We start from the raw sequence: 24815 nt of genomic DNA, 5'->3' as shown, positions 1-24815 counted from the left end.
TGTCCCCCAAAATTCAGTACTTTAGCCCTTAAATCGAATCCTATGTACGAAACTATACAAGTCGTTCACTCCTATTTGGCATACATCGTATTGGCCATTCTGTTTTTTGCCGTGGCCAATGCCATTATCGGCTGGGTAAACAACAAGATGTTTACCATGGAAAAGGATTTACGGCTCAGTCTTTTTGCTTTGATATTTTCCCATATCCAGCTCTTGATAGGGCTTTTACTATTTTTTGTCTCGCCAAGCGGCCTAAAGGCAATCCAGACCTTGGGCATGGGAGGGTTGAACGCCCCGGCGAGGTTATTGGCCGTTGAACATCCGTTTATCAACATCATTGCCATCGTTTTGATTACGATAGGTTGGTCACGGCATAAGAAGTTTATGGAGGGGCGGAAAAAATTCAAGACTATCAGCATCTTTTACGGGCTCGGCCTGATTTTGATTTTAAGCCGTATCCCTTGGAACCAGTGGTTCAACTAGAAACACCGGATCTTATCATTCTGGCGCTTCGGTTGCGGTCGACCTAAAACTCCCGCTTGAATACCTCTGAATCCAATTAAAAACAAATCGATTAAACAAATCACTCACATGAAAAACATAATAACACTAGGGGCATTGGTCCTTACCACGCTGACTTTCGCCCAAACAAAGGAACTTTTTAACGGTAAAAACCTTGACGGGTGGACCATCTACGGTACCGAAAAATGGTACGTCGAAGATGGACTGCTAATCTGCGAGAGCGGTCCCGATGAGGCATATGGCTATCTCGCCACCGACGATCACTACAAGGACTTTGAGTTGACCTTGGAGTTTAAACAGGAAGCCGACGGCAATAGCGGGGTCTTTATCCGCTCTACCATCGATGGCACTAAAATTAGCGGCTGGCAAGTCGAGGTCGCGCCTCCGGGCCATGACACCGGCGGAATCTATGAATCTTACGGGCGTGGTTGGATCATCAAGCCCGATCCTGAAAAAGATAAGGCCCTTAAGATGGGCGAATGGAACAAAATGAAAATCCGAGTTGACGGCGATACAGTGACCACATGGCTCAATGGAACCGAAATGGTTACCCTGACCGACGAAAAGATCGGGGAGGGGGAAGGCTCCATCGCCCTGCAAATCCACGATGGTGGGGGAATTAAGGTGAAGTGGCGCAATATCGAGCTTAAATCCTTGTAGCAAAAAATAATTGCGAGGAGCGATGCGCAGGCAAAAGATTGCCACACCGATATTGCCTTTGGCAGGTAATGGCTCGCAATAACTGCTACTTTCTTCCCTCGTCGTACGAAGCCTTACGAATTAAGTACATATACACCGGAAAATGATCAGAATACCCGCCGGTATAACTCCCTCCCGCGTAGGTTCGGAACGGATACCCCTTATAACGGCCCTTTTTTGAGACGAGGTAAGGGGCATTAAACACACCTGCTTTCCAGAAACGATATTGTCGGTCGTCGGAATCCTTGAACACATTGCTAGAGATGAGATTCTCGGTAAAGTAGATCTGGTCAAAAAGATTCCATTTGTCCCGATAGGCTAGCGAACCGATACCTTTTCGATACAGGTCTTCCATAGGATTGAAGAGGCGCGGCGGCTTGGGCAGTTCCATTAGTGCCGAAACTCTTTCACCTGGTTCCCTGGCGCTGTTTGAGTCGGCCTCCTTTTCTTTAGCATCTCCATTCTTTTTCCTTCTCCATTTCCATAACCATTTGCGCTTTATTTCAACTTCGGCTTTATGCGCTTCATCCGGGCTGGAATTCGTTCTCAATATCTTTTTAAAGCTGTCATTGATCGGATCGTCATTAAAATCGCCCATTCCGACAATTTTGGAAGCGACATCCAGCTTTTGGAGGGAGTCAACGATACGTCGGCTCAGTTTTGCCGCTGCCATCCGGTTGGGCCTACTCCGCGCCTCTCCCCCGCTTCGGGAAGGCCAATGGTTGACCAAAAAATAGTAATGTTCATCGTCCAATAATCCTCCGACCACCAACTGATCCCGGGTGTAGTTGCGTTCTCCCTCGTCGTCCATCAACAACAACCGACGGCTGGCGAACGAAGTAGGCATAAAAACGGCCTTCTTATAGAGCAAAGCCACATCGATGCCGCGTTCATCCGGGGAGTCAAAATGAACGATACCGTAATTTTTGTCCACCAGACTCGGGTGGTTGACCAAATCTTCGATGACCTTTAAATTCTCCACCTCACAGATTCCGAGGATATCCGGGGAGGTTTTTGTGACATCCGAACCGATTTCTGACAATACCCTCGAAAGGTTGTCCAGTTTTTGGTTATAGCGTTCAAGGGTCCAGTTATCCTTGCCTTCAGGCGTTCGGTCATCGTCAAAGATGAGGGTATCGTTTTCGGTATCGAACAGGTTCTCAAGGTTATAGAAGGCGACGGTCCGTATTTGAAATTGTTTTTCCTCTTGTGCGAGACCAGATAGACTAAGTAACGATAGAGCCAACAAGAGCCTGATTTTCATAAAATGAGAGGGTTGAAATGCCAATTAACGAATAAAAACCCGTTTTAAGGGATTTGTTTGTCCAAGGGATAGCTTACTCGATAACTTGACGGAATTCGTCGTTTTGTCAACGCGGGGCGAAGACAACTAAACCCTCTCCGATGCGATATTTGTTCTCACTGATAATCTTTACTTTAACCTTCGGTTCGTTTGCCCAAGAAACCCCAACAGTATCGGGAACTATTGTGAACGCACGTACCAAAGTTCCAATTGTCGGGATCACGGTCGCTATCGAAACACACCGAACAACAAGTACAACGGATGGTAACGGGCAGTTCAAGATCATTAGTCCATCCAATGGGGATTATATCTTGAGCCTGACGGCATCCGACTTTGTCAGCAAACGTATTCCTATTAGTATCGAAGGTCAAAACCTCGACTTGGGCATCCTCTATCTAGAAAAGGATATATCCGTAGAACAGACCGACAACCTGATCAGCCTTACCGAATCGGAGCTTTTGGACGATGAGATCAATTCAAATTCCTCCGCTTTGCTGCAAGCCACCCGCGATGTCTTTTTGAACCGGGCCGCCTTCGATTTCGGACAGGCTTTTTTCAGGGTACGCGGCTACGATTCCGAGAACGGAAAGGTGCTCATTAACGGCATTCCCATGAATAAATTTTACGACGGCCGACCGCAGTGGAACAACTGGGGAGGCCTGAACGATGTGACTCGAAACCAACAGTTCAGTAACGGCCTGACCGCTTCCGATTATACTTTCGGGGGAATACTGGGCAACACTAACATCGACACCCGACCCTCCGGAATGCGGCCCGGCACACGGCTTTCCGCCTCCGCATCGAACCGTACCTATGCCGGGCGGCTCATGGCTACCTATAATTCCGGATTACAGAAAAACGGGCTTGCCTATAGCGTTTCAGCTTCACGAAGATGGGCCAAACAAGGTTATATCGATGGCACGCTCTATGATGCCTATTCGGCTTTCGGAGCTGTGGAATATCGGTTCGACGAAGCGAACAGCTTAAATCTTACGGGACTCTGGGCGTCAAACCGTCGCGGCCGCTCGTCGGCGATTACAGAAGAGGTCTTTGAACTGGCCGGGAAGCGCTACAATCCCTATTGGGGCGAACAAGACGCGAAGATCCGGAATTCTAGGGAACGTAAGATTGCCGAACCGATCTTGATGTTGAACCATTTTTATACCTCGGATAATTTTAACCTGAACACGGGAATTTCCTATCAATTTGGCACCAACGCCCGGAGTCGATTGGGCTACTACAACGCGCCGAATCCCGATCCGACCTATTACCGCTACCTACCCAGTTTCTACATCAACAGTCCCATTGGCGCCAATTTCGCCAGCGCTAACAGCGTCAAAGAGAGGTTTTTGAACAACCCGCAGCTCGACTGGCAGAAAACCTATACCGCCAACGCCCGTGAAAAAGCGGCCTATGTGCTGTACGACGATGTGGCCGATGATACCCAACTGACGGGAAATGCCTTGGCCAATTGGACTATCAATGATCGGCTCCAGGCGGATTTCGGACTGACCTTTAAAAAATTGACCTCCGAAAACTATGCGGAAATCGATGATTTGTTGGGGGCGGATTTTTATGAGGACATCGACCCGTTTTCCGACACTCGAAATGATGTTACCGGCGAAGTCCAAAAAGGGGAAGCGGCCATTTTCAATTACAACTATAGGATGCATGCCGCCAAATTCGATGGTTTCGCCCAATTTAGGTACACCCATACCAAGTGGAATGCCTTCCTCGCAGGAAATTATACGACCTCAAACTATCAGCGAGAGGGCCTGTTTCAAAACGAAAGGTTCCCCGATGCTTCGCTGGGGGAAAGCGAAAAGGTCAGTTTCGCGGATTATGGCATCAAATCGGGATTCACCTACAATTTGACCGGTAGGCACGGAATCACGGTGCAAGGTGCTTATCTGACACGGCCTCCGGTCTTGCAGAACGTATTTATCAATCCCAGGGAGAATAATGGAACTGTTCCCGGCATACAAAGCGAGACGGTATCCACCGTAGATTTGAACTATCATCTTCGGCTCCCCAAACTGACCGGCAGGCTCACTGGCTTTTACACCCGTTTTCAAAACACGACCGATGTCAATTTCTTTTTCGTTGATACGGGGGTAGGCTCCGATTTTGTTCAAGAAGTGCTTACCGATCTTGACAAACTGCACATGGGTACTGAATTGGGACTGGAATACCAACTGTCTTCGGCGGTAAAATTGACCGGAGTAGCTGCAGTTGGAAAATATCTGTACGCCAGTCATCCGGATCTCACTATAAATTTCGATACCGCGGGACGGGAAGAAGATCTGATCAATTTAGAGGGCCGGATCGACCTTGGACAAGCCATCATTAAAAACTATCGGTTGGCGCAAGGTCCGCAACAGGCATATGCGGTCGGGGTCGAATACCGCGACCCGAAATATTGGTGGATAAGCACGACCGCCAATTATCTGGCCGACAACTATGCCAATATATCGGCCATTACCCGAACCCGAAGCTTTTATCTCAACCCGGAAACGGGAGCGACCTTTCCCGATGCGACCGATGAGAATGTAAACAAATTATTGGCACAAAAGCCCTTGGACAATTTCTACTTGTTGAATCTCGTCGGGGGAAAATCATGGCTCAAGAACGGGAAGTACATCAGCGTTTTTGCGAGCGTCAACAACCTGTTCGATACCGGATTTCGGACCGGTGGCTATGAGCAGAGCAGAAACGGGAATTTCGGACAGTTAAAAGAGGATAATCTGAGCGGCACGCCGTCTTTTGCCCCGAAATATTGGTACGGATACGGACGGACCTATTTTTTGAACCTGGCCTATAGTTTTTGAACTGAAGATGAAGTCGCACAAGAGATTTCCTCTTCAATTCGCGCAGTTTTTTAACATGCATGCGAAGGGAAAAAACAACCGCCCCAAACCTGTACTTTGCCGGGCGATCAAAAGGTTTTACAGAATAAATCGAACAAATGAAGGAAACAACAGCATTTCGAACATTTTCAAGGACCTGCATTTTTGTTCTGACCGGGTCGATGCTATTGTCGTGCGTCAAAGACCGCAGCTTCGACCCGCCATCCGCGGATTGCGCTATGGAGCTGGTCGCCAACACCACCTACGCCGAAGTCAAAAATTTATACGTCGATGAAACGATGCAGATTCAACAAGACCTGGTTATCGAAGGCTATGTGGTCTCATCGGATGAAGCGGGCAACTTTTTCAGTGCGCTCCATTTTCAAGATAGCCCGACCGACCCCGCGGAGGGCTTCCAGATCGAGATCGATCTGCGTGATTCGCATTTGTTCTATCCCATCGGCACCAAGATTTTTATCAAACTGAAAGGTCTGTACCTCGGAAAGAGTAAAGAGGTGTTCAAGATTGGCGGGGTTTTCACTTCTTTTGGAAATGCCTCCGTGGGTAGATTGCCATCCCCCGTCGTCGAAAGCCATATCTTCGTGGCCTGCGATGGGAAAACGGCTGTTGAGCCGACGCCGGTCTCCCTGCCAGACCTCCCAAAAAACCTAACGAATACCTTGGTGCGGTTTGAGGATGTCGAAATAGCCGAGGAAGAGCTGGGACAAAGCTTTGCCGTCGAGCGCGAGGAGACCGAACGGCATTTGACGGACTGCAATGACAATGAAGTTGTTTTGCTCAACAGCGGATATTCCGATTTTCAGGCGGAGCTGTTACCTGAAGGCAGGGGAAGCATTACTGGCGTACTGCTCCGCGAGAAGGACGAGTATCGATTGGCAATCCGCAGCTTGGAGGATATCAGCTTTGAAAAGGACCGCTGTGCGGACTTGGTCGATGAATTTAGCTCAAACCGAATTTTTATTTCCGAATTGGCGGATCCCGATAACAATCTAGCGGCCCGGTTCGTCGAACTATACAACGCGGCCGAGGAGCCCTTGCCTTTGAAGGGATGGACCTTGCGGCGGTATACCAATGCCAATACCGAAATAAGCGCTTCGGTCGATCTGTCAGATTTTACCATTGACGGCAAGGCTACCTTCGTCGTCTCGCCCAACCCGACCGAGTTCGAGACCGTTTATGGATTCGCCCCAGATCTGGGCATTGGCAAGAACAGTCCCGCTGATTCCAACGGGGACGATAACCTCGAACTGGTCGACCCGTTCGGGAAGGTCATCGATGTGTTCGGTAGGGTCGGGGAAGATGGCACAGGTACCGATCACGAGTTTGAGGACGGACGGGCCTTACGAAATTCGGATGTAGCTCAAGGAAACCCTAGCTACAACATTGCCGAGTGGACTATCTATAACGATTCAGGGGATGCAGGCACGGTAAAGTCACCCCAAAATGCTCCTGGGGACTTTACTCCGGGAAAACGGGATTAGGGATGGAAACTGTCCATTGAAATCAACCCAGAATCCCCAATAAAACATCCGAAGTTATAGGTTTGATGATATAATGGTCTTCCAGACCGAGATATTTGGCTTTTTCAACATCTCTGATATCTAAAGAGGAGGTCATGATGAAGACTTCGGGTCTATCCTTTTTGCTGGGAATGAGTTTTATGAACTCCTCCATAAAATACCAGCCACCCATTACGGGCATATTCAGATCTATAAAGATCAAGGAAGGTAATTCCGAGCCATCCTCCAACAATTGCCCGAAATGTTCCAGCGCGTCGAGTCCGTGCCCGAAAGTCGATAGCTCGGAAGTAAAATCGACAGCGGCCATGGCTCGTTTTAAGCCAAAAACGGCAATGGCATCGTCGTCGATGATACAGGTTTGATTACGGACTTTCATCATAGATATGGTGCTACAAGTAGCCTACTAGGAAGCTCTTTCGAGTATGTTGACCAGGTCTTCTTTAGTTATAGGCTTGAGAATGTAGTTGTTAACTACCTTGTAATTTTTTATTCGTCCCAGTTCCCTGGGGTCGATCGAGGAACTAACGATATAAACGATTACCTTTTCCCTGTTGTGATTTGGAATTCGCGTGAAATCCTCTAAAAATTCCCATCCGTTCATGATGGGCATATTCAGGTCTAAAAAGATCACCGCAGGAAGTCTTTCTCCTTGTACGGTAATTTTATTAAGTCCGTCAATACCGTCTTGTCCATTCTCGAAGACCAAGACCGTCTTACAAAAGCCAACCTCTGCCATCAGGCGTTTGGTGCCGTAAATGAAGATGGGATCATCATCTATGATACAGGCTTTATCAATCTTGTTCGTTCTGAATTTAGTCGTTGTCATACCTTAGAATGTTCAGTTTCGAAATAAAGTTTGAAAGTTGTTCCAACGTCGACGGTGCTCTCCACCTCAATCTTGCCGTTCATGGCCTCGATCTGGTTCTTGGTGATGAAGAGACCAATCCCTTTTGCTTCGCTATTGCGGTGAAAGGTCTTGTACATTCCAAAGAGTTTGTCACCATGACGCTTCAAATCGATACCGAGACCATTGTCGGAAAAAGATATAATGATTTTCCCGTTAGTTTTTTGCGAACCGATAGTAATGACCGGGGGGCGGTCCGACGAACTATATTTGATACTGTTGGTGATCAGATTTAAAAAAATACTGTCCAGATAAGCCGATATCCCGTTGACTACAAGATTTTTATCGATTTCTATATGCAATTTTGCATTTTCTTCCTGCAACAGTAGGCCGAGGTTTTTTTTAACACCCTTAATGGTTCTATATAAATTGACAGGCTTCATTTTGTCGTGGACATTTATTTTGACCTGCACTACCTCGTTCAGGTGCACAACGGTCTCGCTAAGGCTTTCAGATGCATCGTGGAGCATCTCCACCAAATTTGTTCGCTCGCCTTCGTCCGTCTCAGTGTTCAGAAATCCCGAAAGCATCGATAGGTTGCTGGAATGCGAGCGTAGGTTGTGGGACACGATGTGGGCAAAATTCAAAAGGCTTTCGTTTTGTTCTGAGGTAACCTCGACCAGTCGGGTAAGTTCTTTTTCCGCTATTATCCGTGGGGAAATATCCATGATCTGCGAAATAAAATGCGATAGTTCGCCATTGATCTTTCGAACTCCCGTTACCGACAAGATTACGTGAACGATCTTTCCGGACTTGTGATAGTAGCGTTTATCGATTTGATAGGAATCTCTTTTGCCATCGAGCAGCTCCTGTAGCAGGTGCAGGTCTTTTTCCAAATCTTCCTTATGGGTAATTTGCTGAAAGGTCATCTGCATCAGTTTTTTTTCTTCGTACCCAAGGCTGTTGCAGAGACTTTGGTTTACTTTCATCCACTGCCCTTTAAGCCCGACCAAAGCCATACCGATACTGGAGCTTTCAAAAGCTCCCGTGAACGACTCTTCGCTATTTTTGAGCAACATCTGGGTCTTCTTGAGAGCGGTAATGTCCCAGTTGGTGCCGGTAATTTTAAGGGCGCGCCCTTCGGCGTCCATTTGTACCACGCCCAAGGCCTTGAGATGCCTTATTTTTCCGTCGGGCCTGACAATTCGAAATTCCGTATCGAATTCTTTTAGCCCTGAAACGGCTATTTTCCAAGCCCTGTACGCCGATTCCCGGTCCTCTGGATGCAACACCGAAAACAATTCCGCATATCGGTCATTACAGCTTGATTCATCTACCCCGTATAGCTTGAACATATTCTCATCACATATTAGCTTGCGGGTGGCAAAGTCATAGTCCCAGATGCCGATTTTGGCTCCTTTTGTAGCGATGGCCAATCTTTCGGAAGTTTCGATGAATTTTAGCTCTGCTTTTTTCTTTTCGTCGATATCCTGAAAGGTGCCGTAAAGCCTGGTCGGCCTACCATCGACAATTTCGACCTCGCCTTTGGCCCGTACCCAGACCTCGTTTCCCCTGGCCGTCACTAAGATAAATTCTGCGTCCCATGGAGTGCCGTCGTTCATGGCGTCAGTCACAAATCGGGTTATAGTGTTCCTATGTAGGCCTTTTTTATAGAAATTGATTCCAGTTTCCAAGGTTGGCTCGTAACTTTCGGGCACTTGGTGGATTTCCTTGGTAATGGGAGTCCAATAGACCCGGTCGGATAATAAATCTACCTCCCAGGCCCCTGTTTTTGCTACTTTTTGGGAAGTGAGCAACAGCTCTTCCTTGCGCTTTATTTCCGTAACATCCTCGAGTACGATGATTAGCCCTTTAATTGTGTCATCATCGTCTCTCCAAGGTTTGATTTTCCAACTAAGCCAAGTAACGGTTCCGTTGACGGAAACAAATTTCTTTCCGGGGTTGCTGTTCGAGGCTCCGCGGAGGCAATTGGAATATAGTTCACGGAGGAAATCAGGTGTATCCGGTAAGATATCGTAATAATATCTGCCGATAATAGCGTCAAAATCTGAAGCAAAATCACGATGCCAGATGGCGGAATGCTTGATAAAGCACAAATTTGAATCCAGAACGGCCACCGCCGTTGGAGAATCCCGAATAATAAAATCAATCGATAGAGTTTGCAAAATAGGCTTTGGTTTGGCAGGTTAATACAAAGTATAATATAGGATGTAAGCAATGACCTAAAAAAAAGCTTCCTCGAATCTTTTGGTGGAGGCAAAAAAAGTTACACTGTACCAGCAGCTACTAATTGTTTTGTAATATTTACATTTAAACAAGGCATTTCGTCCTGCTTTTATTGCTTTTAAACGACAGAATGGGATGGCTTATTGTTCATAGGAGACGCCGAACCGCATTATTTTGAGATGGAAGAAAAAGAATTGTACAGCATGTGGCTAGATAGAAGGCGCACACATTTACGTGGTAATGGAACCCGGTAGGTATTTGTTGGGCGTGGATGTGTAGCTTGAACACTCATAAAAAGGACCGTGGTAGATTCTATGGCTACCATTTTATTCTTCAAAAACCATGCTATCAAAACAATATAATCTGTTCTGATCAGTTTCATAGGTAAGACGCACTTTTTCGGGCAAAACAAAAATGAGCAAATTGAAGAAACGATTGTGGCTGTGGAATCTTGTGGCGGTGACGACCGTCATCGTCTGTCTGTTGGCCTTCGTCATGCATTATAAGAACTGGACTTCGACTAGTCCCGACGAAATGAAGATCCTTTCCGGATTTTATTATAAAAAATTGAAATATTCGGAATTGGACAGCGTCAAGCTTGTGGATAGAATACCGCCCATGGAACGTCTGACCGGATTTTCGGTACAGGAAAAGGGCAAGGGAATATATAGGGAATACAAGGATTCGCTTTCCGATAAAAAGGCATATGTATTCGTCGACGACTTTTCGCATCAAAAAATCGCCGTAACGTATCAAGATTCCCTTAAATTATATATTAATTTGGTTGACTCCGCCGAAACTCAGAACATGTATCGGCAACTAACGGATAAAATGGCTCAAGCTTCGGATTGAGCCATTGATAGATTCTAAAAGAGTGTAACCCTAAAAATATGTTCGTAATAAAATCAGTACTTTTACTATTTCCCCTATTTGCCATGTCACAGTTCCATCTTACGGTCAATGTCAAGAACGTTACTTCGAACGATGGAAAAATCAGTGTAGCCGTTTATGACAATGCCGAAGGATTTCTACAATTCGATCAGGTATTCAAAGCGGACAGCGCCCCCAGTCAGAAGGGAACCACCGAGGTCGTAATCAGGGATTTACCCGAAGGCAGATATGCCTTGGCCGTTTTTCACGACGAGAACGATAATGACAAGTTGGATAAGAATATGTTAGGCATCCCTAAGGAACCACTTGGATTTTCGAAAGGGAAGATGAAAACCTTCGGCCCCCCAAGTTTCGAGGAATGCACTTTTGAGCTAACCTCCGATCAGACCATATCCGTTCCCATTAAATAGATAGTCCAAACAGGTCCATGCCCCTAAAGTCCCGGTACGCTTGGTTAAGTTTGACTTAAAAACCACCTCCTCTAGTGGCGGAACTTGGATTGAACGAATTTTTCACTCGTGTTCCCTTACCGGGGTTTGAAATTAGACCGTGTCGATTTCTCTTGGAGCAAAGCGGTGCCATCCTGTACTTCTGGTAATAATTTTTCGTATGATGTTGTTTAACAAAGGGATGTGTCGTACTTTATACCCCTAATCAGTAGAAGGCAACTTGAATGTATCTATTTGAATTGCCCTAAAAACACACGTACAATGGAAACCAAGGAAATTGCCAGAAAACTGGTGGACTGGTGCAATCAAGGGGATTTTCAGAAGCCATATGAAGAACTCTACAGTCCGAAAGTCGTCAGCATCGAAAACGACGGGAAGGGCGAAGGCGCCTACTCTGAAGGCTTCGAGGCCATCAAGAAGAAGGGAGAGTGGTGGCAAGAAAATTTCGAGGTGCACAGTAGTCATGTCTCCGAACCGATCATTGCAGACAACCGCTTTGCATGTACTATCACGATGGATACCACCCACAAACCCTCGGGGCAGCGTTCAGAGATGCAGGAAATCGCCGTCTACGAGGTTCAGGACGGTAAAATTGTGAAGGAACAGTTCTTTTATGATGAAGATGAGTGACAGACTTCAGGGAAATTGTCTCAAATGTGAATGATGGCGTTAAAGACGAGGGAAGTGGCAATTGGTTTAGCCTTTTCGGACCGTTGAACAGATTGCCTCGCTACGCTCGCACTCTATAATTAGTACGAATATGGTTCTTATTGCCCATGTGTTTGGCGCTCTTTACGGTCTTTTGGCCGTGGTATTTGGGGCTTTTGGCGCCCATGCCCTTAAAAAATCCTTTACCGAAGAACAGCTGAAAGGCTTCGAGACCGGAGTTCGATACCAGATGTACCATGCCATCGTACTGGTCATGCTTGGCTTTAATTTCAATTTGAACACCCCTTCGCAGGAGTGGATGGTGTATTGCTTTCTGGCCGGTACTTTTTTATTCTCGTTCAGCATCTATGGCCTGACCCTAAGCGGCCGTAAAGGAAAGAAATGGAAATTCCTCGGCCCCATCACGCCGTTGGGCGGACTACTTTTGGTCATGGGATGGGGATTGTTGCTGTACCAGTTTGCCGGACAGTATTTTTGACTCTAGCTGGACTGCACGAAAAACATGTTACAAGCGATTTTGTTTTCCGCCTAGACGCAGCTCCCAAAGATTCCTTCCGGTTCGCACCGAGCCCGAAAAGTACATTTATGGGAGAAAAGTACTCATCTTTCCTCCTTGCGCTTTCCGTCCTTTTTCCATCAGTTATTCTTTTTAATAAACGATGAGGCCTTGGGATTTCCACAAAATACGTAGCAACACCAAGATTATTTCGGCAGCTCCGCTTCCGAAGTGAATTCCTTGATGGCACGGTTGGGCTCGATGATGTTGTGGCCTTTCCAAAATTCGGGATCGTACTGGGGCATATAAGTGGGTAGCACCTTGTTGCTCTCCTCAAAATGTTCGAACTGGGCTTCATTGATGGGTTCTTCGCCGAAGACGACCAGTTCGTAATGGTTCAAGTTGCCGAATGCGGCATCTACTTTCAAGGATAGTTCGTTCTGTTTTCTCCGGCCCTTTACGTGCTTGTTCTTTTCGATAATCTTCAAAGGCCTTTTGACCCCTGCCCGGATTCCCTTGATGACATCGTAGTACCGTAGATGGTATTTCTTGTCGTTGCCCTTCGCGAACAGTACGCTACCCTTGGCCAGATACTCCTTGATCGAAACTCCCAATAATTTAAAATCCCGCAGCGGTTCGGTGTTTTCAAAATCCATTCGGATCAGGGCAAAATCATCGGCATTGATAAAGAGTTTCCCCTTGAATTCCGGGGATCCGTCGGGGACGAAAGTGATAACATAGACGGCTTGGTCTCCGAGATAGGTAAAATTTTCAAGGCTGAGGTCGTATCGCCGGGGTTTGAAGAGTACATTGTAGTCCGAATCCTTAAAAATGGGAAGGTTCTCGAACAGGTTGCCCAAAGTCTCCCGCTTGTACTTTGAGAAGAACTTGCGGCGCTCTTCCTTCTGCTTCCTTTCATCTTGCGATCTTTTGTTCAGGGCGGCCGTGTCGGTCGAGTCGATATCTTCCTTTAAAAGGTCGCCCAATGCGTCATTGTCGATCTTCGTACCGAAAAACCAGCCGGACTTAATCTTAAAGTAAGAATCGGACTTAACGTTAGCCTTTACGATTTGGTTAAACTTTTCCTCCAGTATTTCCACATCAAGGCTCTTATCCTTGTCGTACATTTCCGAGGCCTTGATGAGGTCCAGTTTTTGATTGTCGGCATCGGCGTTGCCATAGAGGTCGCCCAGCATTTCGGTGTAATAGGTGTTCTTCTTGGGAAAGGTACTGATGACACTGTCCAAAAAATTTTCGTTGAAGGCAGGGATGGTCGATTTTCGGAGGGTGTAGTCCGTCTTTAGGATTTCGCTTTGGTAGGTCTCCCGTAGAAACACCCGCTTTTTGGTGAAATCGGTATAGTAGTTTTTCTCGATACGCTCTTCTACCTTTTCGATAATTTCACCAGGGGTGTAGTTCTTGTTGGATACAATAACCTCTTTCAGTTCGATGGTCTTGGGGCGCAAAACAATGATACTGTCGGTAAATTTACTGATCGGTCGGGCAATTGATTCATAACCGATGCTTGAAATGAAAAGGGTATCGTTTTTACTACTATCGTCATCATAGGAAAATGTGAACCTACCCTCTTCATTGGTAATCATGCCTCTGTTGTTCAGCTGAACCGTAACGTAGGGAACCGGTCGACGGGTGGTAGAGTCGATGATGACCGAACTAAGGCTTTGGGACTGTAGCGTAGTGGTAACGAAAATGAAAGATATGAGTAGTTTAAAGTAATGGGGCATGGTATAATCGTATTGGGTTTCCAAAAAAAGCAATACCAACCGGACAAACCACTCTCTTTTTGTTTTCGTTAATACGGAATTATTGATTTTTTAACGGAGAAGGCAGTGTAGGGAGATACAACTTCGCGAAAGTTTTCTAGGCACCTACCTCAAGTTTGTAACGCAGATATCCGTTAAAATCTTGGCAATGGGCCGCAACATTTAGGGAAGAATTCTGAAACAACGTTCAATGACATCCACAATCATCTTCCCCACAGGCATTGCTGCCTTTTTTCGCGGAAGCGAACAACGACCTCGGAAGTAAAAACTTCTTGACCAAGTACCCCACGGCAAGCGCCAAGACCACGTAAACCAAGATGTGCTGAAGTATATCCATTTTTTTAGTCTATTCTCTTTGTTCTCTGCTCTTTCTTCTTTTTCATGACTTTAGCAGCGCAGCGGTCTAACATCTCATTTCAACATCTGATATGCCACCAAAGCAACAATATAAGCAAAAGCGCTCATAAAAACCAATTGATACATAGGCCATTTCCAGCTGTTGGTTTCTCGTTTGACAATGGCTAGGGTGCTCATACATTGCATGGCAAAGGCGTAGAACAATAATAGGGAAATACCCGAGGCCAGATTGAACAACGGCTCCCCGGTCTTAGGATTCGTTTCGGCCGCCATCCGGTTTTGGATGGTCTCTTCCACATCGCTACCAACGCTGTAGATGGTGGCCAAGGTGCCTACGAACACCTCACGTGCGGCGAAGGAGGTCAGCACGGCGATACCGATCTTCCAATCATACCCCAAGGGCTGTACGACGGGTTCTATGGCCTTCCCCATATAACCGATGTACGAGTTTTCGAGTTTATAGCTTGATATTTCCTGACCTAGAGCCTGCTGCTGTAATGCATCCTCTTTCGAGCGAACGGAATCTTCGATAGCGGCTGGTTTGATGGCATACGTATTGCTTTTTAGGCTGTCTCGCAAGGCGCTACGATAATCGGAGAGCTCGTTGGCTATGTTCGCTGTGTTGAATTCCGAAAATCCATCCTCTTGAACCCGCTCGGCAACAATTTTGTCCGCATTCCGAAACTCGTCCGAATAGCCGTTCGAGCCCAGAAACCATAGAATGATCGAGATGGCCAAGATAATCTTTCCGGCACCCAGCACGAAGCTCTTGGTCTTTTCCCATACGGTGTAAGCTACGTTCTTGAGCAGGGGAAACTTGTAGTTCGGCATTTCGACCACAAAGAAAGAGCGTCCCTTTAGGTTCATGATTTTGTCCAACAGCATCGCGGAGAGCACCGAGGCCGCAAATCCGATCAGGTAGAGCGATAAGAGGGTCAGCGCCTTGTAGCTGAGCCCGAGCAAGCTACCTTCGGGGATGACCAGGGCGATGATAATTAGGTATATCGGCAAGCGGGCCGAACAGGTCGTAAACGGAATGACTAGGATGGTGATCAAACGTTCCTTCCAATTTTCTATGGTACGGGTCGCCATAATGGCGGGAATGGCACAGGCAGTGCCCGACATCAAGGGCACTACACTTTTACCACTGAGTCCGAACGGCCGCATCAACCGGTCCATCAAGAAGACTACCCGGCTCATATACCCGGTTTCTTCCAACAGCGATATAAAGAGGAATAAAAAGGCGATTTGGGGGATAAAAATGACGACGCCTCCGATACCGGCCAGGATGCCTTCGGCAATAAGGTCGGTAAATACGCCCCCGGGGAAGTTGGTTTTTACCCATTGACTGGCCGAGGCGAAGAATACATCGATCATATCCATCGGATATTCGCTCCACGAATAGATGGCCTGGAAAATGAGCAGCAAGATCATTAAAAATATAAGATAGCCGAAAATCCTGTGCATCAGTATCTTGTCAATAGATGCCCTAAGTCCTTTTGCCGCGGCAGGGTCGACCTTGTAGGTCTCTTTTAGAATGCCGTTGATAAACTGGTACCGGAGAATAGTTTCTTTCTGTTGGAGGCGCTTTAGCTCCGATTTGGATTTGATGCCTACCGGCGGACGCTCTTCGATCAGCTTTTTCTCGATCGGCATAAAATTAACGTCTTGGGTAATGACCAACCACAGTTTGTAAATGTCCTGCTTGGGAAAAGTTTGCTTTAGGTTTCTAAAATATTCCGGTGCGATGGGGGCAATATCCACGTTCTTTTCCGCGGAGAGCGACCTGTAATCCCCAATCAGTTCCCTTAGTCTTTCGATGCCAGTGCCCTTTCGCGTACTGACCAACGCGATTTTGGTGTCGAGTTTCTCCTCGAGCAGGGGCACGTCAAGCGAGATACCCTTCCGGGACATCCGGTCGGCCATGTTAATGACTAGAATGGCGGGAATGTTAAGGTCTTTCACCTGGGTAAATAGTAGGAGATTGCGTTTCAGGTTCTCGACATCCGAGATGACCACGGCCACATCGGGATGGTCTTTATCGTTTTTGTTCAGCAAGAGTTCTACGGCAACACTTTCGTCCAACGAAGTCGTATTCAAACTGTAGGTGCCCGGAAGATCCAGAATATGGGCCTTTACGCCTCGGGGCAGTTTGCAGATGCCCTCCTTTTTTTCAACGGTAATACCCGGATAATTACCGACCTTTTGTTTAAGGCCCGTCAATGCGTTAAACACGGAAGTTTTTCCGGTATTCGGGTTACCAATAAGGGCTACGTTGATCTGCTTGCTCATAGCGCGCTGAGGTCATCGAAGATATCGAGCTCGATAAGCCGGGCGGTTTCCCTACGGATCGCGATATGACATCCGTTGACATTGACGTAGATAGGGTCGTTAAAGGGTGCAATCTGTACGAGTTCGACCATATTGCCGGGTAGGCAGCCCAGTTCAAGTAGTTTTATGGGCAGGTTGATTTCGGCAAATTCCCTGATAATACCCTTTTGTCCTCTTTTCAGCTGTGCTACCGTCATGGAAATCGTTTCGCAATCTTTATTTAGATTGATTATAAGGAAGGACAAATTTAAAGGAAAAATTCCGGACCGGCGTAATGTTTAAGGGAAAAAGAAAAATACGGGGAGACCATTGAAACGTGGGGATTTGCGGGGGCTAGGTTCAACTCGCGTACTGTTTGGAAGTGTCGTGAGCAATCAATACGGGCGGGCATCAAGGTATCTATCGGCCTTTAAAAAACCGCTAATGCTCTTCCCCTTTCCGGTATGACGCTTTCAATATTTCGAGATCCTTCATCAACTCATTGACATCCTCTCGCTTTGTACCATCGTAGAACCCGCGAATACGGCGCTGTTTGTCCACCAAAATAAAATTTTCGGTGTGGATCATATCGAAGGGGCCGCCATCGCCATCCTCCTTGACCGCCAGATACGATTTCCGGGCCAGCTCATAAATCTGTTTTTTGTCTCCCGTGACCAGGTTCCATTTGCTGTCGTCGACCCCTTTTTCCAAAGCATACTTCTTAAGCTGGGCGACGGAATCGATTTTGGGAGTTACAGAATGAGATAATAGCAGCACATCGGGGTCATTTTTCACACGTTCCTGGATATCTACCATGTTCATGGTCATGATGGGACAGATGGTCGGGCAGGTGGTGAAGAAGAAATCGGCGACGTAGATCTTATCCCTGTAATCCTCTTGGGTCACCGTCTCCCCGTTCTGGTTCGTTAGGGAAAAGTCGGCAACGGTGTGGTATTTTCTTTTGTATTGCATGGTACTATCGACCAACTCGGGATTGACCATGGAAGGTTGGTACACGGTCAGCCTTTCTTGGGGCTGTAAGGCGTTGTAGAAAAGATAAACGATGACCGCGCAAAGACAGAAGAAAAAAATGAAGAACAGCCGGTATTTGGCAAAAAAAGAACGCATAGGGTTTTTGGCAAAGATAAGGTAGTGGAGGGTCGCTTTCAAGTGGCAGCACGCATGGCGCTGCCAAAAATTTCTTAAAAACTTGGGACGGCAATGCGGTTTCTTTTTCCAAACGCTGTTAAAAGCGTACTTTTGTGCGCTGAATCGGAAAAATGCAATGATATGAGTTCGTGCGGTTTCCGGTTTCAACCAAGATAACCTATTCGATGAGTCCTATTCTGATAAAGACGATACAGTTTTTTTTGAGTCTTTCCCTATTGATCGTGCTCCATGAGCTCGGACATTTTATCCCCGCCAAACTGTTCAAGACCCGGGTCGAGAAGTTCTATCTCTTCTTCGATGTCAAATTCTCCCTGTTCAAAAAGAAAATCGGGGAAACTGTCTATGGTATCGGATGGCTGCCCTTGGGCGGTTACGTCAAGATTGCCGGCATGATCGATGAGAGTATGGACACCGATGCGATGAAGGAGGAGCCCAAGTCATGGGAGTTTCGCAGCAAACCGGCCTGGCAGCGATTGATCATCATGATCGGGGGCGTCACGGTCAATTTTATTTTGGCTTTTATCATTTATGTCGGATTGGCCTATGCCTATGGGGATAAATATATACCGGCGGATAGCCTGAAGGATGGGGTCGCGGTTACCGAAAAAAGTATCGGGGACGAAATCGGGATACAGACCGGGGACAAAATTTTGGCGGTGGACGGGGAAAAGGTCAAAAAGTTCAACGATATCCTAATGGAAATCATTAATGGGAACACCATTACGATTGAACGGGATGGCCAGATTATCGAGCAACAAATCCCGGTGGATTTCATCGAGACGCTCATCGAAGACACGGATAAGGCCCGTTTCATTTTTTATAGAACTCCTTTCGTGATCGGAGAGGTCGCCCCTGATTCCCAGAACAAGGACTCGGGCCTGCAACCGAAAGACGAGGTCGTGGCGATTGCTGGTCAAAGCATTACCTATTTCGATCAGGCCAAGGAGATTTTAGACCGACATCGCGGCGAACAAATTATCCTTGACGTGCTGCGCGACGAGGGGGTCAGAAAAGAAATTCCGGTGATGATTAATGATTCCGCCCAAATCGGGGTCCGGATCGGCGGATTGACCTTCGAGGAGATGGAGAACAAGGGATTGCTTCGGGTGGAAACCGTGAACTATACCTTTTTGGAATCCATTCCCGCTGGCGTCAACAAGGGGGTGAGCACGTTGACGGGCTATTTAAAGCAGCTCAAGAAAATATTCAATCCCGATACGGGCGCCTACAAGGGTGTTGGTGGTTTCGCGGCCATTGGCGGTCTTTTCCCCGATGCCTGGAACTGGCAGGTATTCTGGGCCACTACAGCCTTTCTGTCCATCATGCTGGCCGTCTTGAACCTCTTGCCCATTCCCGCGCTGGACGGCGGACACGTCATGTTTTTGCTATATGAAATGATTACTGGAAGAACCCCGAGCGATAGATTTTTGGAATACGCCCAAATGATCGGTTTCTTTTTATTGTTGGCCTTGGTCCTCTTCGCTAACGGGAATGATCTGTATCGATGGCTGACAGGAAAATAGTAGTGGGTTACGGCCTGCCGGTATCGGAGAAGGTCGTGAAAGGCCAGGAAATAGTTGTGGTCGACCGGTAAATAGTAGTCAAAAATTATTTGGGACAATTAAAAAAACGGTTATATTTGCACCCTCTTAGGCCACGTTAGGGGCGCATCGATTCTTAAAATTGATGCTGCCATCGAAAGGCCGGAGAACAAAAATATATTCCTCCATAGCTCAGTTGGTTAGAGCACCTGACTGTTAATCAGGGTGTCGCTGGTTCGAGTCCAGCTGGAGGAGCTTGATTAAAAGGCAGTTACAAAATTTGTAACTGCCTTTTTCAATTTGGCAGCGTGCTTTTTTTAGAGCCGACTGTTGGTAACTTTCCCATTATCTATCGAAAAATTTACTGGAAATATCGCAATTGTCCGGGTGATTGGTTGCATCTTCCTTAGATTTCTCCTATTCATTTTTTCAAATGGATCTATCTACATAGTCGATGGCTTTTCGCTTTACGGGACAAATATGTGAGACGGTCTCTCGCATAATCCCTTATCGGATTTTGCCAAGGCAGGGAAGGCTACAGACAAAGATACCATAGAAATCAAAATAGTTGCATTTATACCCGGCCCGAAACACGATTTCCCCCGAGCTAATCCTGCCCCAATGTGTTAAACGTCAAATATCCACGTTTCCAAAATAAATCCGTACCTTGAATTTCAAATTAAAATCTCAGCATAATGAAGAATCCAAGTACGCCTTCTGCCGGCCGACGACAATTTATCCGAAACACAACAGCCGCAGTAGGAGGTTTTGTGATACTTCCCAGGTATGTCCTTGGAGGTAAAGGATATACCGCACCCAGTGACAAAGTAAACATCGGCATTGTCGGAGCAGGGGGTCAAGGGCAGAGTAATGTCCGTAATTTACTTCAGTTGGACGACGTACAGATTACCTCGGTCACAGACCCGGGTCGTTACTGGGATTTGAATCAATTCTATTACAAGTCCATTGCCGGTCGGGAACCGGTCAGTGAAATGATCGAAAGTCATTATAGGAAAAAAGGTGGGAACAAATTGGTTCGTCAATACAAACGATTCAGTGAAATGATGGATAGGGAAAAAGATATCGATGCCATTCTTTGCGCTACCCCAGACCATACCCATGCCTTCATCACCATCGCTGCTCTTAAAGCAGGACTGCATGTTTTTTGCGAAAAACCCATGGCCCACAATATATGGGAAACAAGAATGGTACGTAAGGTAGTACAGGAAACGGGACTCGCCACTCAGATGGGCAACGTGGGACATAGTCGGGACGGCATGCGTTCATTGGTAGAATATCTGCAGGATGGTGCTATCGGAACAGTACGTGAAATACATGCGTGGGTTCCTGCAGGTCGTTGGACCCCGGGCATTACAGGTCTTCCTCAAAATACCAGTCCACTTCCTTATGATTTTGATTGGAAGGAATGGTTGGGACCGTCACCATTTCGGCCCTATAACGATCTTTTTTCGCCTGTCACCTGGCGGGATTTTTGGATATATGGTTGCGGTGCATTGGGAGACTTTGGATGTCATGATATGGATGCACCATTTTGGGCCTTCGATCTATCGAGCCCGTCCGAGGTTCAGATTTACCCTGCCGGACAAAGTAATAGTGAAATTACTCCTTATGGAGAGGCCGGCACTTATCATTTTCCTGAAAGGAAGGGCCAAGTTGCACTCAAATTACACTGGTATTCCGGAGGTTTAAAACCGGATTGGAATCCCCATTTACCACCGGATTATAAATTCGGGGGGAGGAGCGCCATGTACGTCGGCGATAAAGGGGTTATTATCACCGATGGCGGTGATCGTTTTCCTCAGATATACCCCGAAACCTTGAGACAATCCTATAAACCTCCCGTAGAGCGGATTCCGCGATCGGAAGGTCATCATCGCGACTGGGTAGATGCCATCAAAAACGGTGGGCAATCCAGTGCCAATCTTGATTATGGAAGTCGGCTTACCGAACTAACCCTGCTGGGGGTAATGTCTCTTCGCCTGAATGGTGCTCGGATACAGTGGGATGTCAAAAATATGAAAGTCAATGGACTTCCGGAAGCAGAATCGATTGTTAAGGAGCCATCCACCGAAGAATGGGATATTTCTAAGATTATGTAAATAGGAACAGGAACAAAAAGCCTGACTGAGTCCCTTTCTATGAACGATAATCTTTTCTCCGTTTGGCCCACTTCCAACAAGTATCCTTCTTCGGATGTTCGGATTTTTCCAGTTTAGAGGAGAATAGTGACCAATCTTCGCTTTCGATATCGATCAACTGTTCAAAACATTTCCTGATACTGTCCAAAACAAAATTTTCGAGTTTAAAAACGTTACTGCCAATAAGTAAAAACGGCTACGAATTATTCTTTTTCAATATGCAATCAATCGTTTATTTGAACTTTTGAATATACTGGCCGAATTACCGATGTCGCGTTTAAAGCGTTAAGGTCGTTGCGAAAAGATCTTTTTCGGTTTAAAATCTATAGCCAATCCGTAAGAGTAGGTCGTTCCGTAATGTGACCTGACCGCGCAATTTACTTTTATTATGAAGCCACACTCCCAAAACTCCTGTCTGTACTCTAAATATGGATTTTTCGACGTCTGGATTTTGGGACCTAACGGAAAAGGCCAATCCGAACAAGGTCAGGGCCAAATGTAGTTAATTCATATTTTCCTATTAGTTTGGTCATCATTAAATTGCTTGGAATTCATTTCTTAACCGTACATTACTAATCTTATCCGATTTGATAGCAGAGATGAAAAACCTTTTTGAATATGTATTGATCATTCTGTTTGCAATCGTGCCGTCCGATGCTACGGCACAGATTATTACCGTAAACGGACCGATCCAACCCGAGGAGATGGGCCTGGCGCTTATCCATGAACATGTCATGGTAAATTGGATCGGAGCGGACAGCACGGGGCAACACCGTTGGGACAGAAACGAAATTGTAGGGCGTGCGCTGCCCTATTTGGAGGAAGTCAAGGAATATGGCGTTACCACCTTTTTAGATTGTACCCCAATATATCTCGGCCGCGACCCTTATGTTCTAAAGAAACTGGCGGACCGGTCCGGCATCCAGATACTCACCAATACGGGTTATTATGGCTCGGGAAACAATAAATACATTCCCAAAGAGACCATGAACGCATCTGCCGTAGAAATGGCGTCACATTGGATAAAGGAGTTCGAGCACGGGATAGACGGTTCCGGTATCCGACCGGGCTTCATAAAGATATCCGTGGAAAACGAGAGAAATCTTTCCGAAACACATAGAAAACTGATAATGGCCGCGGGGCTTACACATTTGGAGACCGGCATGACCATTGTTTCCCATACGGGAGGTGATTCGCCCGCCATGGCACAGATCAAGGTACTAAAAGAATTGGGGGTGTCCCCTAGCGCATTCGTATGGACACACGCCCAGAACGGGACCATGTCCGGTTACATTCAAGCGGCCGATCAGGGAGCGTGGATATCACTGGATAATATCAACGGAGGCACTCCCACTGAACCCGATAGTGCTGGAAATATTACCTGGTTCGTCGAAACGCTCTTGAAGATGAAGGCCCTTGAAATATTAGACCATATCTTGATTTCCCATGACGCCGGATGGTACACCGTAGGAGAAGAGAACGGCGGAAACTATAGGGGGTACACCGACCTATTTACAAAGCTGATCCCGCAACTCGAACAAAACGGCTTTACACAAAAGGACATCGATTTAGTGCTTAGGCGAAATCCGAGAAGGGCATATGCCATTCAGATTAGAAAGGAATAACCTTTTTTGAAAGGCAATTCAATGCCCTGAAATAGAATGGATTGTTTCTTTAATAACTGCATCAGGGCTTTACTAAGAAATGGGAGATGACGCACCTTATGGGATTACATTGCCCACCTTCCCATCCCCGGCACTTCCCTTCACTCCGTAAGGCTGCATTCACACAAAAATAGGAACTTTGGATTCCGCGCAACATAGACAGTGGGTGCTGGATCGCTTTGAACGCACATTGATTGCAGCCTATAGGGATTGCCGCTACCCCTTGTATTTGATTTAAAAAAAGTCTAAATTTTAAAACCGAAACAATTTTAACAAAGGATGGAAAAAACAAGAAAAATCCTGCAAAAAATATTTTATGCGATGGCAGTGATTTTGTTCCTATGTTCCATCCTCTCTATATTTAGAAATGCGGAAATTCGCTATTTGAAGATGCTGGATTTTCCACGTATTCAGTTACTCATTGCTTCAGCAATATCCCTAATAGCACTACTAGTCTTAATTTATAAACGGTGGAAATGGTATGAATTTTTTATAATTATAGTGTTGCTGACCGGATTGGTCATTAATGGCTCTTACTTGGTCAATTACACAAGACTCGTTTCAGTAGAAGTGCCTGCAGCGAAAAATGGAAAAACTTCCGATGTTCAATTTAGCCTGTTGCTGGCTAATGTGAAAATGTCCAACAGAAAAGTTCAGCCCTTACTACAGTTAATCGATTCAAAAAAACCCGATTTGATTTTGGCCATGGAAGTGGATTCATGGTGGGAGGAAGAACTGGAAATTTTGGAGAGCGAATATACCTATGCCCAAGAGACCATTAATGAAGTTACCTATGGGATGGTTCTATATAGTAAGTATCCGTTAAAAGAGGTAGAAGTGGACTATTTGAACAATAAAAAAGTGCCTTCATTTGAGACTACGATTACCCTCGCTAGCGGTAAGCAGTTCAATTTCCATTCGATTCATCCAGTACCGCCTACCCGCTTTGAAGACTTGCCCGACAATGCCGGTCAGCAAGAAAATGCCCTAGAAAAATTAGGTCAGCAAATAACAGATAGAAAATACCCGACCCTGGTTGCCGGAGACCTTAACGATGTAGTTTGGTCGTATGTGGACGAATTGACGGGAACAAACAATATTCTTTTTGATGTTAGGGTCGGGCGGGGTATCTATAGCAGCTATGACGCCTATAATTTTCTGATGAGGTGGCCATTGGATCATATCTTCGTAACGGAAGAATTCCGTTTGAATAAATTGGAACGTTTGCCCAAAATAGGATCCGACCATTTCCCCATGTACGTCGAATTGGTGTTATAAGGGTCATTTCTAAACAGTCTCTAAATACCTAATACGGGGATTGTG

21 protein-coding genes and 1 tRNA gene are annotated in these 24815 nt (G+C 46.3%); 13 read left to right on the top strand and 9 right to left on the bottom strand.

Annotation, left to right across the window (positions count from 1 at the left end):
• Positions 1-42 precede the first annotated feature (42 nt).
• Together RQM65_RS08445 and RQM65_RS08440 are read left to right on the top strand one after the other, a co-directional pair.
• A complete protein-coding gene (locus RQM65_RS08445) occupies positions 43-483 on the top strand; it encodes a hypothetical protein (protein WP_314014141.1) in 441 nt (146 codons plus the stop codon).
• Between the two features lie 108 nt (positions 484-591).
• Positions 592-1182, top strand: coding sequence for a 3-keto-disaccharide hydrolase (locus RQM65_RS08440; RefSeq protein WP_314014139.1), 591 nt, complete (start codon positions 592-594; stop codon positions 1180-1182).
• 85 nt (positions 1183-1267) lie between these two features.
• On the opposite strand, the gene RQM65_RS08435 is transcribed toward RQM65_RS08440, so the two are convergent.
• On the bottom strand, positions 1268-2485 hold the full coding sequence (locus RQM65_RS08435; protein ID WP_314014137.1) for an endonuclease/exonuclease/phosphatase family protein: 1218 nt from the start codon (positions 2483-2485) through the stop codon (positions 1268-1270).
• Positions 2486-2625: 140 nt separating this feature from the next.
• Between RQM65_RS08435 and RQM65_RS08430 the strand changes: the two genes are divergently transcribed.
• Together RQM65_RS08430 and RQM65_RS08425 are read left to right on the top strand one after the other, a co-directional pair.
• Entirely contained in the window at positions 2626-5352 is a 2727-nt protein-coding gene (locus RQM65_RS08430; protein ID WP_314014135.1) for a carboxypeptidase-like regulatory domain-containing protein, read from the top strand.
• Between the two features lie 137 nt (positions 5353-5489).
• Positions 5490-6872, top strand: a complete 1383-nt coding sequence (locus RQM65_RS08425) for a DUF5689 domain-containing protein (protein ID WP_314014133.1) — start codon at positions 5490-5492, stop codon at positions 6870-6872.
• Positions 6873-6894: 22 nt separating this feature from the next.
• Here the strand turns inward: RQM65_RS08425 and RQM65_RS08420 are convergent, their stop codons facing one another.
• From RQM65_RS08420 to RQM65_RS08410, 3 genes are read right to left on the bottom strand one after another with little or no spacing between them, the layout of a single operon-like run.
• The gene (locus tag RQM65_RS08420; protein WP_314014131.1) at positions 6895-7290 is read right to left on the bottom strand and encodes a response regulator; all 396 of its coding nucleotides are present in this window, start codon (positions 7288-7290) and stop codon (positions 6895-6897) included.
• Between the two features lie 24 nt (positions 7291-7314).
• Positions 7315-7737 (bottom strand): response regulator, encoded by a 423-nt coding sequence (locus RQM65_RS08415; protein ID WP_314014129.1) that lies wholly within the window; start codon positions 7735-7737, stop codon positions 7315-7317.
• Positions 7734-9941, bottom strand: coding sequence for a PAS domain-containing sensor histidine kinase (locus RQM65_RS08410; RefSeq protein WP_314014127.1), 2208 nt, complete (start codon positions 9939-9941; stop codon positions 7734-7736). Before RQM65_RS08410 ends, RQM65_RS08415 begins: the two co-directional genes overlap by 4 nt.
• A 475-nt stretch (positions 9942-10416) precedes the next feature.
• Here RQM65_RS08410 and RQM65_RS08405 point away from each other — a divergent pair, with 475 nt between their 5' ends.
• The 4 genes from RQM65_RS08405 to RQM65_RS08390 all read left to right on the top strand — a co-directional run bounded on the left by RQM65_RS08405 (position 10417) and on the right by RQM65_RS08390 (position 12489).
• A complete protein-coding gene (locus RQM65_RS08405; protein ID WP_314014125.1) occupies positions 10417-10854 on the top strand; it encodes a hypothetical protein in 438 nt (145 codons plus the stop codon).
• Between the two features lie 38 nt (positions 10855-10892).
• Entirely contained in the window at positions 10893-11303 is a 411-nt protein-coding gene (locus tag RQM65_RS08400; protein ID WP_314014123.1) for a DUF2141 domain-containing protein, read from the top strand.
• Between the two features lie 300 nt (positions 11304-11603).
• Positions 11604-11972: a SnoaL-like domain-containing protein gene (locus RQM65_RS08395; protein WP_314014121.1), complete on the top strand. Its 369-nt coding sequence runs from the start codon at positions 11604-11606 to the stop codon at positions 11970-11972.
• 130 nt (positions 11973-12102) lie between these two features.
• Positions 12103-12489, top strand: a complete 387-nt coding sequence (locus RQM65_RS08390; RefSeq protein ID WP_314014119.1) for a DUF423 domain-containing protein — start codon at positions 12103-12105, stop codon at positions 12487-12489.
• Between the two features lie 224 nt (positions 12490-12713).
• Here the strand turns inward: RQM65_RS08390 and RQM65_RS08385 are convergent, their stop codons facing one another.
• The 5 genes from RQM65_RS08385 to RQM65_RS08365 all read right to left on the bottom strand — a co-directional run bounded on the left by RQM65_RS08385 (position 12714) and on the right by RQM65_RS08365 (position 18086).
• Complete coding sequence (locus RQM65_RS08385) at positions 12714-14252, bottom strand: carboxypeptidase-like regulatory domain-containing protein (RefSeq protein WP_314014117.1); 1539 nt, start codon at positions 14250-14252, stop codon at positions 12714-12716.
• Between the two features lie 226 nt (positions 14253-14478).
• Positions 14479-14628 (bottom strand): hypothetical protein, encoded by a 150-nt coding sequence (locus RQM65_RS08380; RefSeq protein WP_314014115.1) that lies wholly within the window; start codon positions 14626-14628, stop codon positions 14479-14481.
• A gap of 74 nt (positions 14629-14702) precedes the next feature.
• A complete protein-coding gene (gene feoB, locus RQM65_RS08375) occupies positions 14703-16940 on the bottom strand; it encodes a ferrous iron transport protein B (protein WP_314014113.1) in 2238 nt (745 codons plus the stop codon).
• Positions 16937-17182, bottom strand: coding sequence for a FeoA family protein (locus RQM65_RS08370; protein ID WP_314016816.1), 246 nt, complete (start codon positions 17180-17182; stop codon positions 16937-16939). Before RQM65_RS08370 ends, feoB begins: the two co-directional genes overlap by 4 nt.
• Before the next feature lie 217 nt (positions 17183-17399).
• The gene (locus tag RQM65_RS08365; RefSeq protein WP_314014112.1) at positions 17400-18086 is read right to left on the bottom strand and encodes an SCO family protein; all 687 of its coding nucleotides are present in this window, start codon (positions 18084-18086) and stop codon (positions 17400-17402) included.
• 206 nt (positions 18087-18292) lie between these two features.
• Here RQM65_RS08365 and rseP point away from each other — a divergent pair, with 206 nt between their 5' ends.
• The 5 genes from rseP (at position 18293) to RQM65_RS08340 (ending at position 24770) form a co-directional block, all read left to right on the top strand.
• A complete protein-coding gene (gene rseP, locus RQM65_RS08360; protein ID WP_314014111.1) occupies positions 18293-19651 on the top strand; it encodes an RIP metalloprotease RseP in 1359 nt (452 codons plus the stop codon).
• A 199-nt stretch (positions 19652-19850) separates the two neighbouring features.
• Positions 19851-19924, top strand: a tRNA-Asn gene (locus RQM65_RS08355).
• Between the two features lie 440 nt (positions 19925-20364).
• Positions 20365-21789 carry a Gfo/Idh/MocA family protein gene (locus RQM65_RS08350; RefSeq protein ID WP_314014109.1) on the top strand — a complete coding sequence of 475 codons (1425 nt, stop codon included), beginning with the start codon at positions 20365-20367 and terminating at the stop codon, positions 21787-21789.
• Between the two features lie 638 nt (positions 21790-22427).
• The gene (locus RQM65_RS08345) at positions 22428-23453 is read left to right on the top strand and encodes a phosphotriesterase family protein (RefSeq protein ID WP_314014107.1); all 1026 of its coding nucleotides are present in this window, start codon (positions 22428-22430) and stop codon (positions 23451-23453) included.
• Positions 23454-24128: 675 nt separating this feature from the next.
• Positions 24129-24770, top strand: coding sequence for an endonuclease/exonuclease/phosphatase family protein (locus tag RQM65_RS08340; protein ID WP_314014105.1), 642 nt, complete (start codon positions 24129-24131; stop codon positions 24768-24770).
• The last annotated feature ends 45 nt before the right edge of the window (positions 24771-24815 follow it).

The sequence above is a fragment of the Pricia mediterranea genome, assembly GCF_032248455.1.
In the GTDB taxonomy this organism is placed as follows: domain Bacteria; phylum Bacteroidota; class Bacteroidia; order Flavobacteriales; family Flavobacteriaceae; genus Pricia; species Pricia mediterranea.
Note: the sequence above shows the minus strand (reverse complement) of the source record. Positions and strands in the feature narration are given on the sequence as shown.

Coding starts and splice junctions, on each gene's coding strand:
- RQM65_RS08445 (WP_314014141.1), top strand. CDS start 43: ATGTACGAAACTATACAAGTCGTTCACTCCTATTTGGCATACATCGTA.
- RQM65_RS08440 (WP_314014139.1), top strand. CDS start 592: ATGAAAAACATAATAACACTAGGGGCATTGGTCCTTACCACGCTGACT.
- RQM65_RS08435 (WP_314014137.1), bottom strand. CDS start 2,485: ATGAAAATCAGGCTCTTGTTGGCTCTATCGTTACTTAGTCTATCTGGT.
- RQM65_RS08430 (WP_314014135.1), top strand. CDS start 2,626: ATGCGATATTTGTTCTCACTGATAATCTTTACTTTAACCTTCGGTTCG.
- RQM65_RS08425 (WP_314014133.1), top strand. CDS start 5,490: ATGAAGGAAACAACAGCATTTCGAACATTTTCAAGGACCTGCATTTTT.
- RQM65_RS08420 (WP_314014131.1), bottom strand. CDS start 7,290: ATGATGAAAGTCCGTAATCAAACCTGTATCATCGACGACGATGCCATT.
- RQM65_RS08415 (WP_314014129.1), bottom strand. CDS start 7,737: ATGACAACGACTAAATTCAGAACGAACAAGATTGATAAAGCCTGTATC.
- RQM65_RS08405 (WP_314014125.1), top strand. CDS start 10,417: ATGAGCAAATTGAAGAAACGATTGTGGCTGTGGAATCTTGTGGCGGTG.
- RQM65_RS08400 (WP_314014123.1), top strand. CDS start 10,893: ATGTTCGTAATAAAATCAGTACTTTTACTATTTCCCCTATTTGCCATG.
- RQM65_RS08395 (WP_314014121.1), top strand. CDS start 11,604: ATGGAAACCAAGGAAATTGCCAGAAAACTGGTGGACTGGTGCAATCAA.
- RQM65_RS08390 (WP_314014119.1), top strand. CDS start 12,103: ATGGTTCTTATTGCCCATGTGTTTGGCGCTCTTTACGGTCTTTTGGCC.
- RQM65_RS08385 (WP_314014117.1), bottom strand. CDS start 14,252: ATGCCCCATTACTTTAAACTACTCATATCTTTCATTTTCGTTACCACT.
- RQM65_RS08380 (WP_314014115.1), bottom strand. CDS start 14,628: ATGGATATACTTCAGCACATCTTGGTTTACGTGGTCTTGGCGCTTGCC.
- feoB (WP_314014113.1), bottom strand. CDS start 16,940: ATGAGCAAGCAGATCAACGTAGCCCTTATTGGTAACCCGAATACCGGA.
- RQM65_RS08365 (WP_314014112.1), bottom strand. CDS start 18,086: ATGCGTTCTTTTTTTGCCAAATACCGGCTGTTCTTCATTTTTTTCTTC.
- rseP (WP_314014111.1), top strand. CDS start 18,293: ATGAGTCCTATTCTGATAAAGACGATACAGTTTTTTTTGAGTCTTTCC.
- RQM65_RS08350 (WP_314014109.1), top strand. CDS start 20,365: ATGAAGAATCCAAGTACGCCTTCTGCCGGCCGACGACAATTTATCCGA.
- RQM65_RS08345 (WP_314014107.1), top strand. CDS start 22,428: ATGAAAAACCTTTTTGAATATGTATTGATCATTCTGTTTGCAATCGTG.
- RQM65_RS08340 (WP_314014105.1), top strand. CDS start 24,129: ATGTCCAACAGAAAAGTTCAGCCCTTACTACAGTTAATCGATTCAAAA.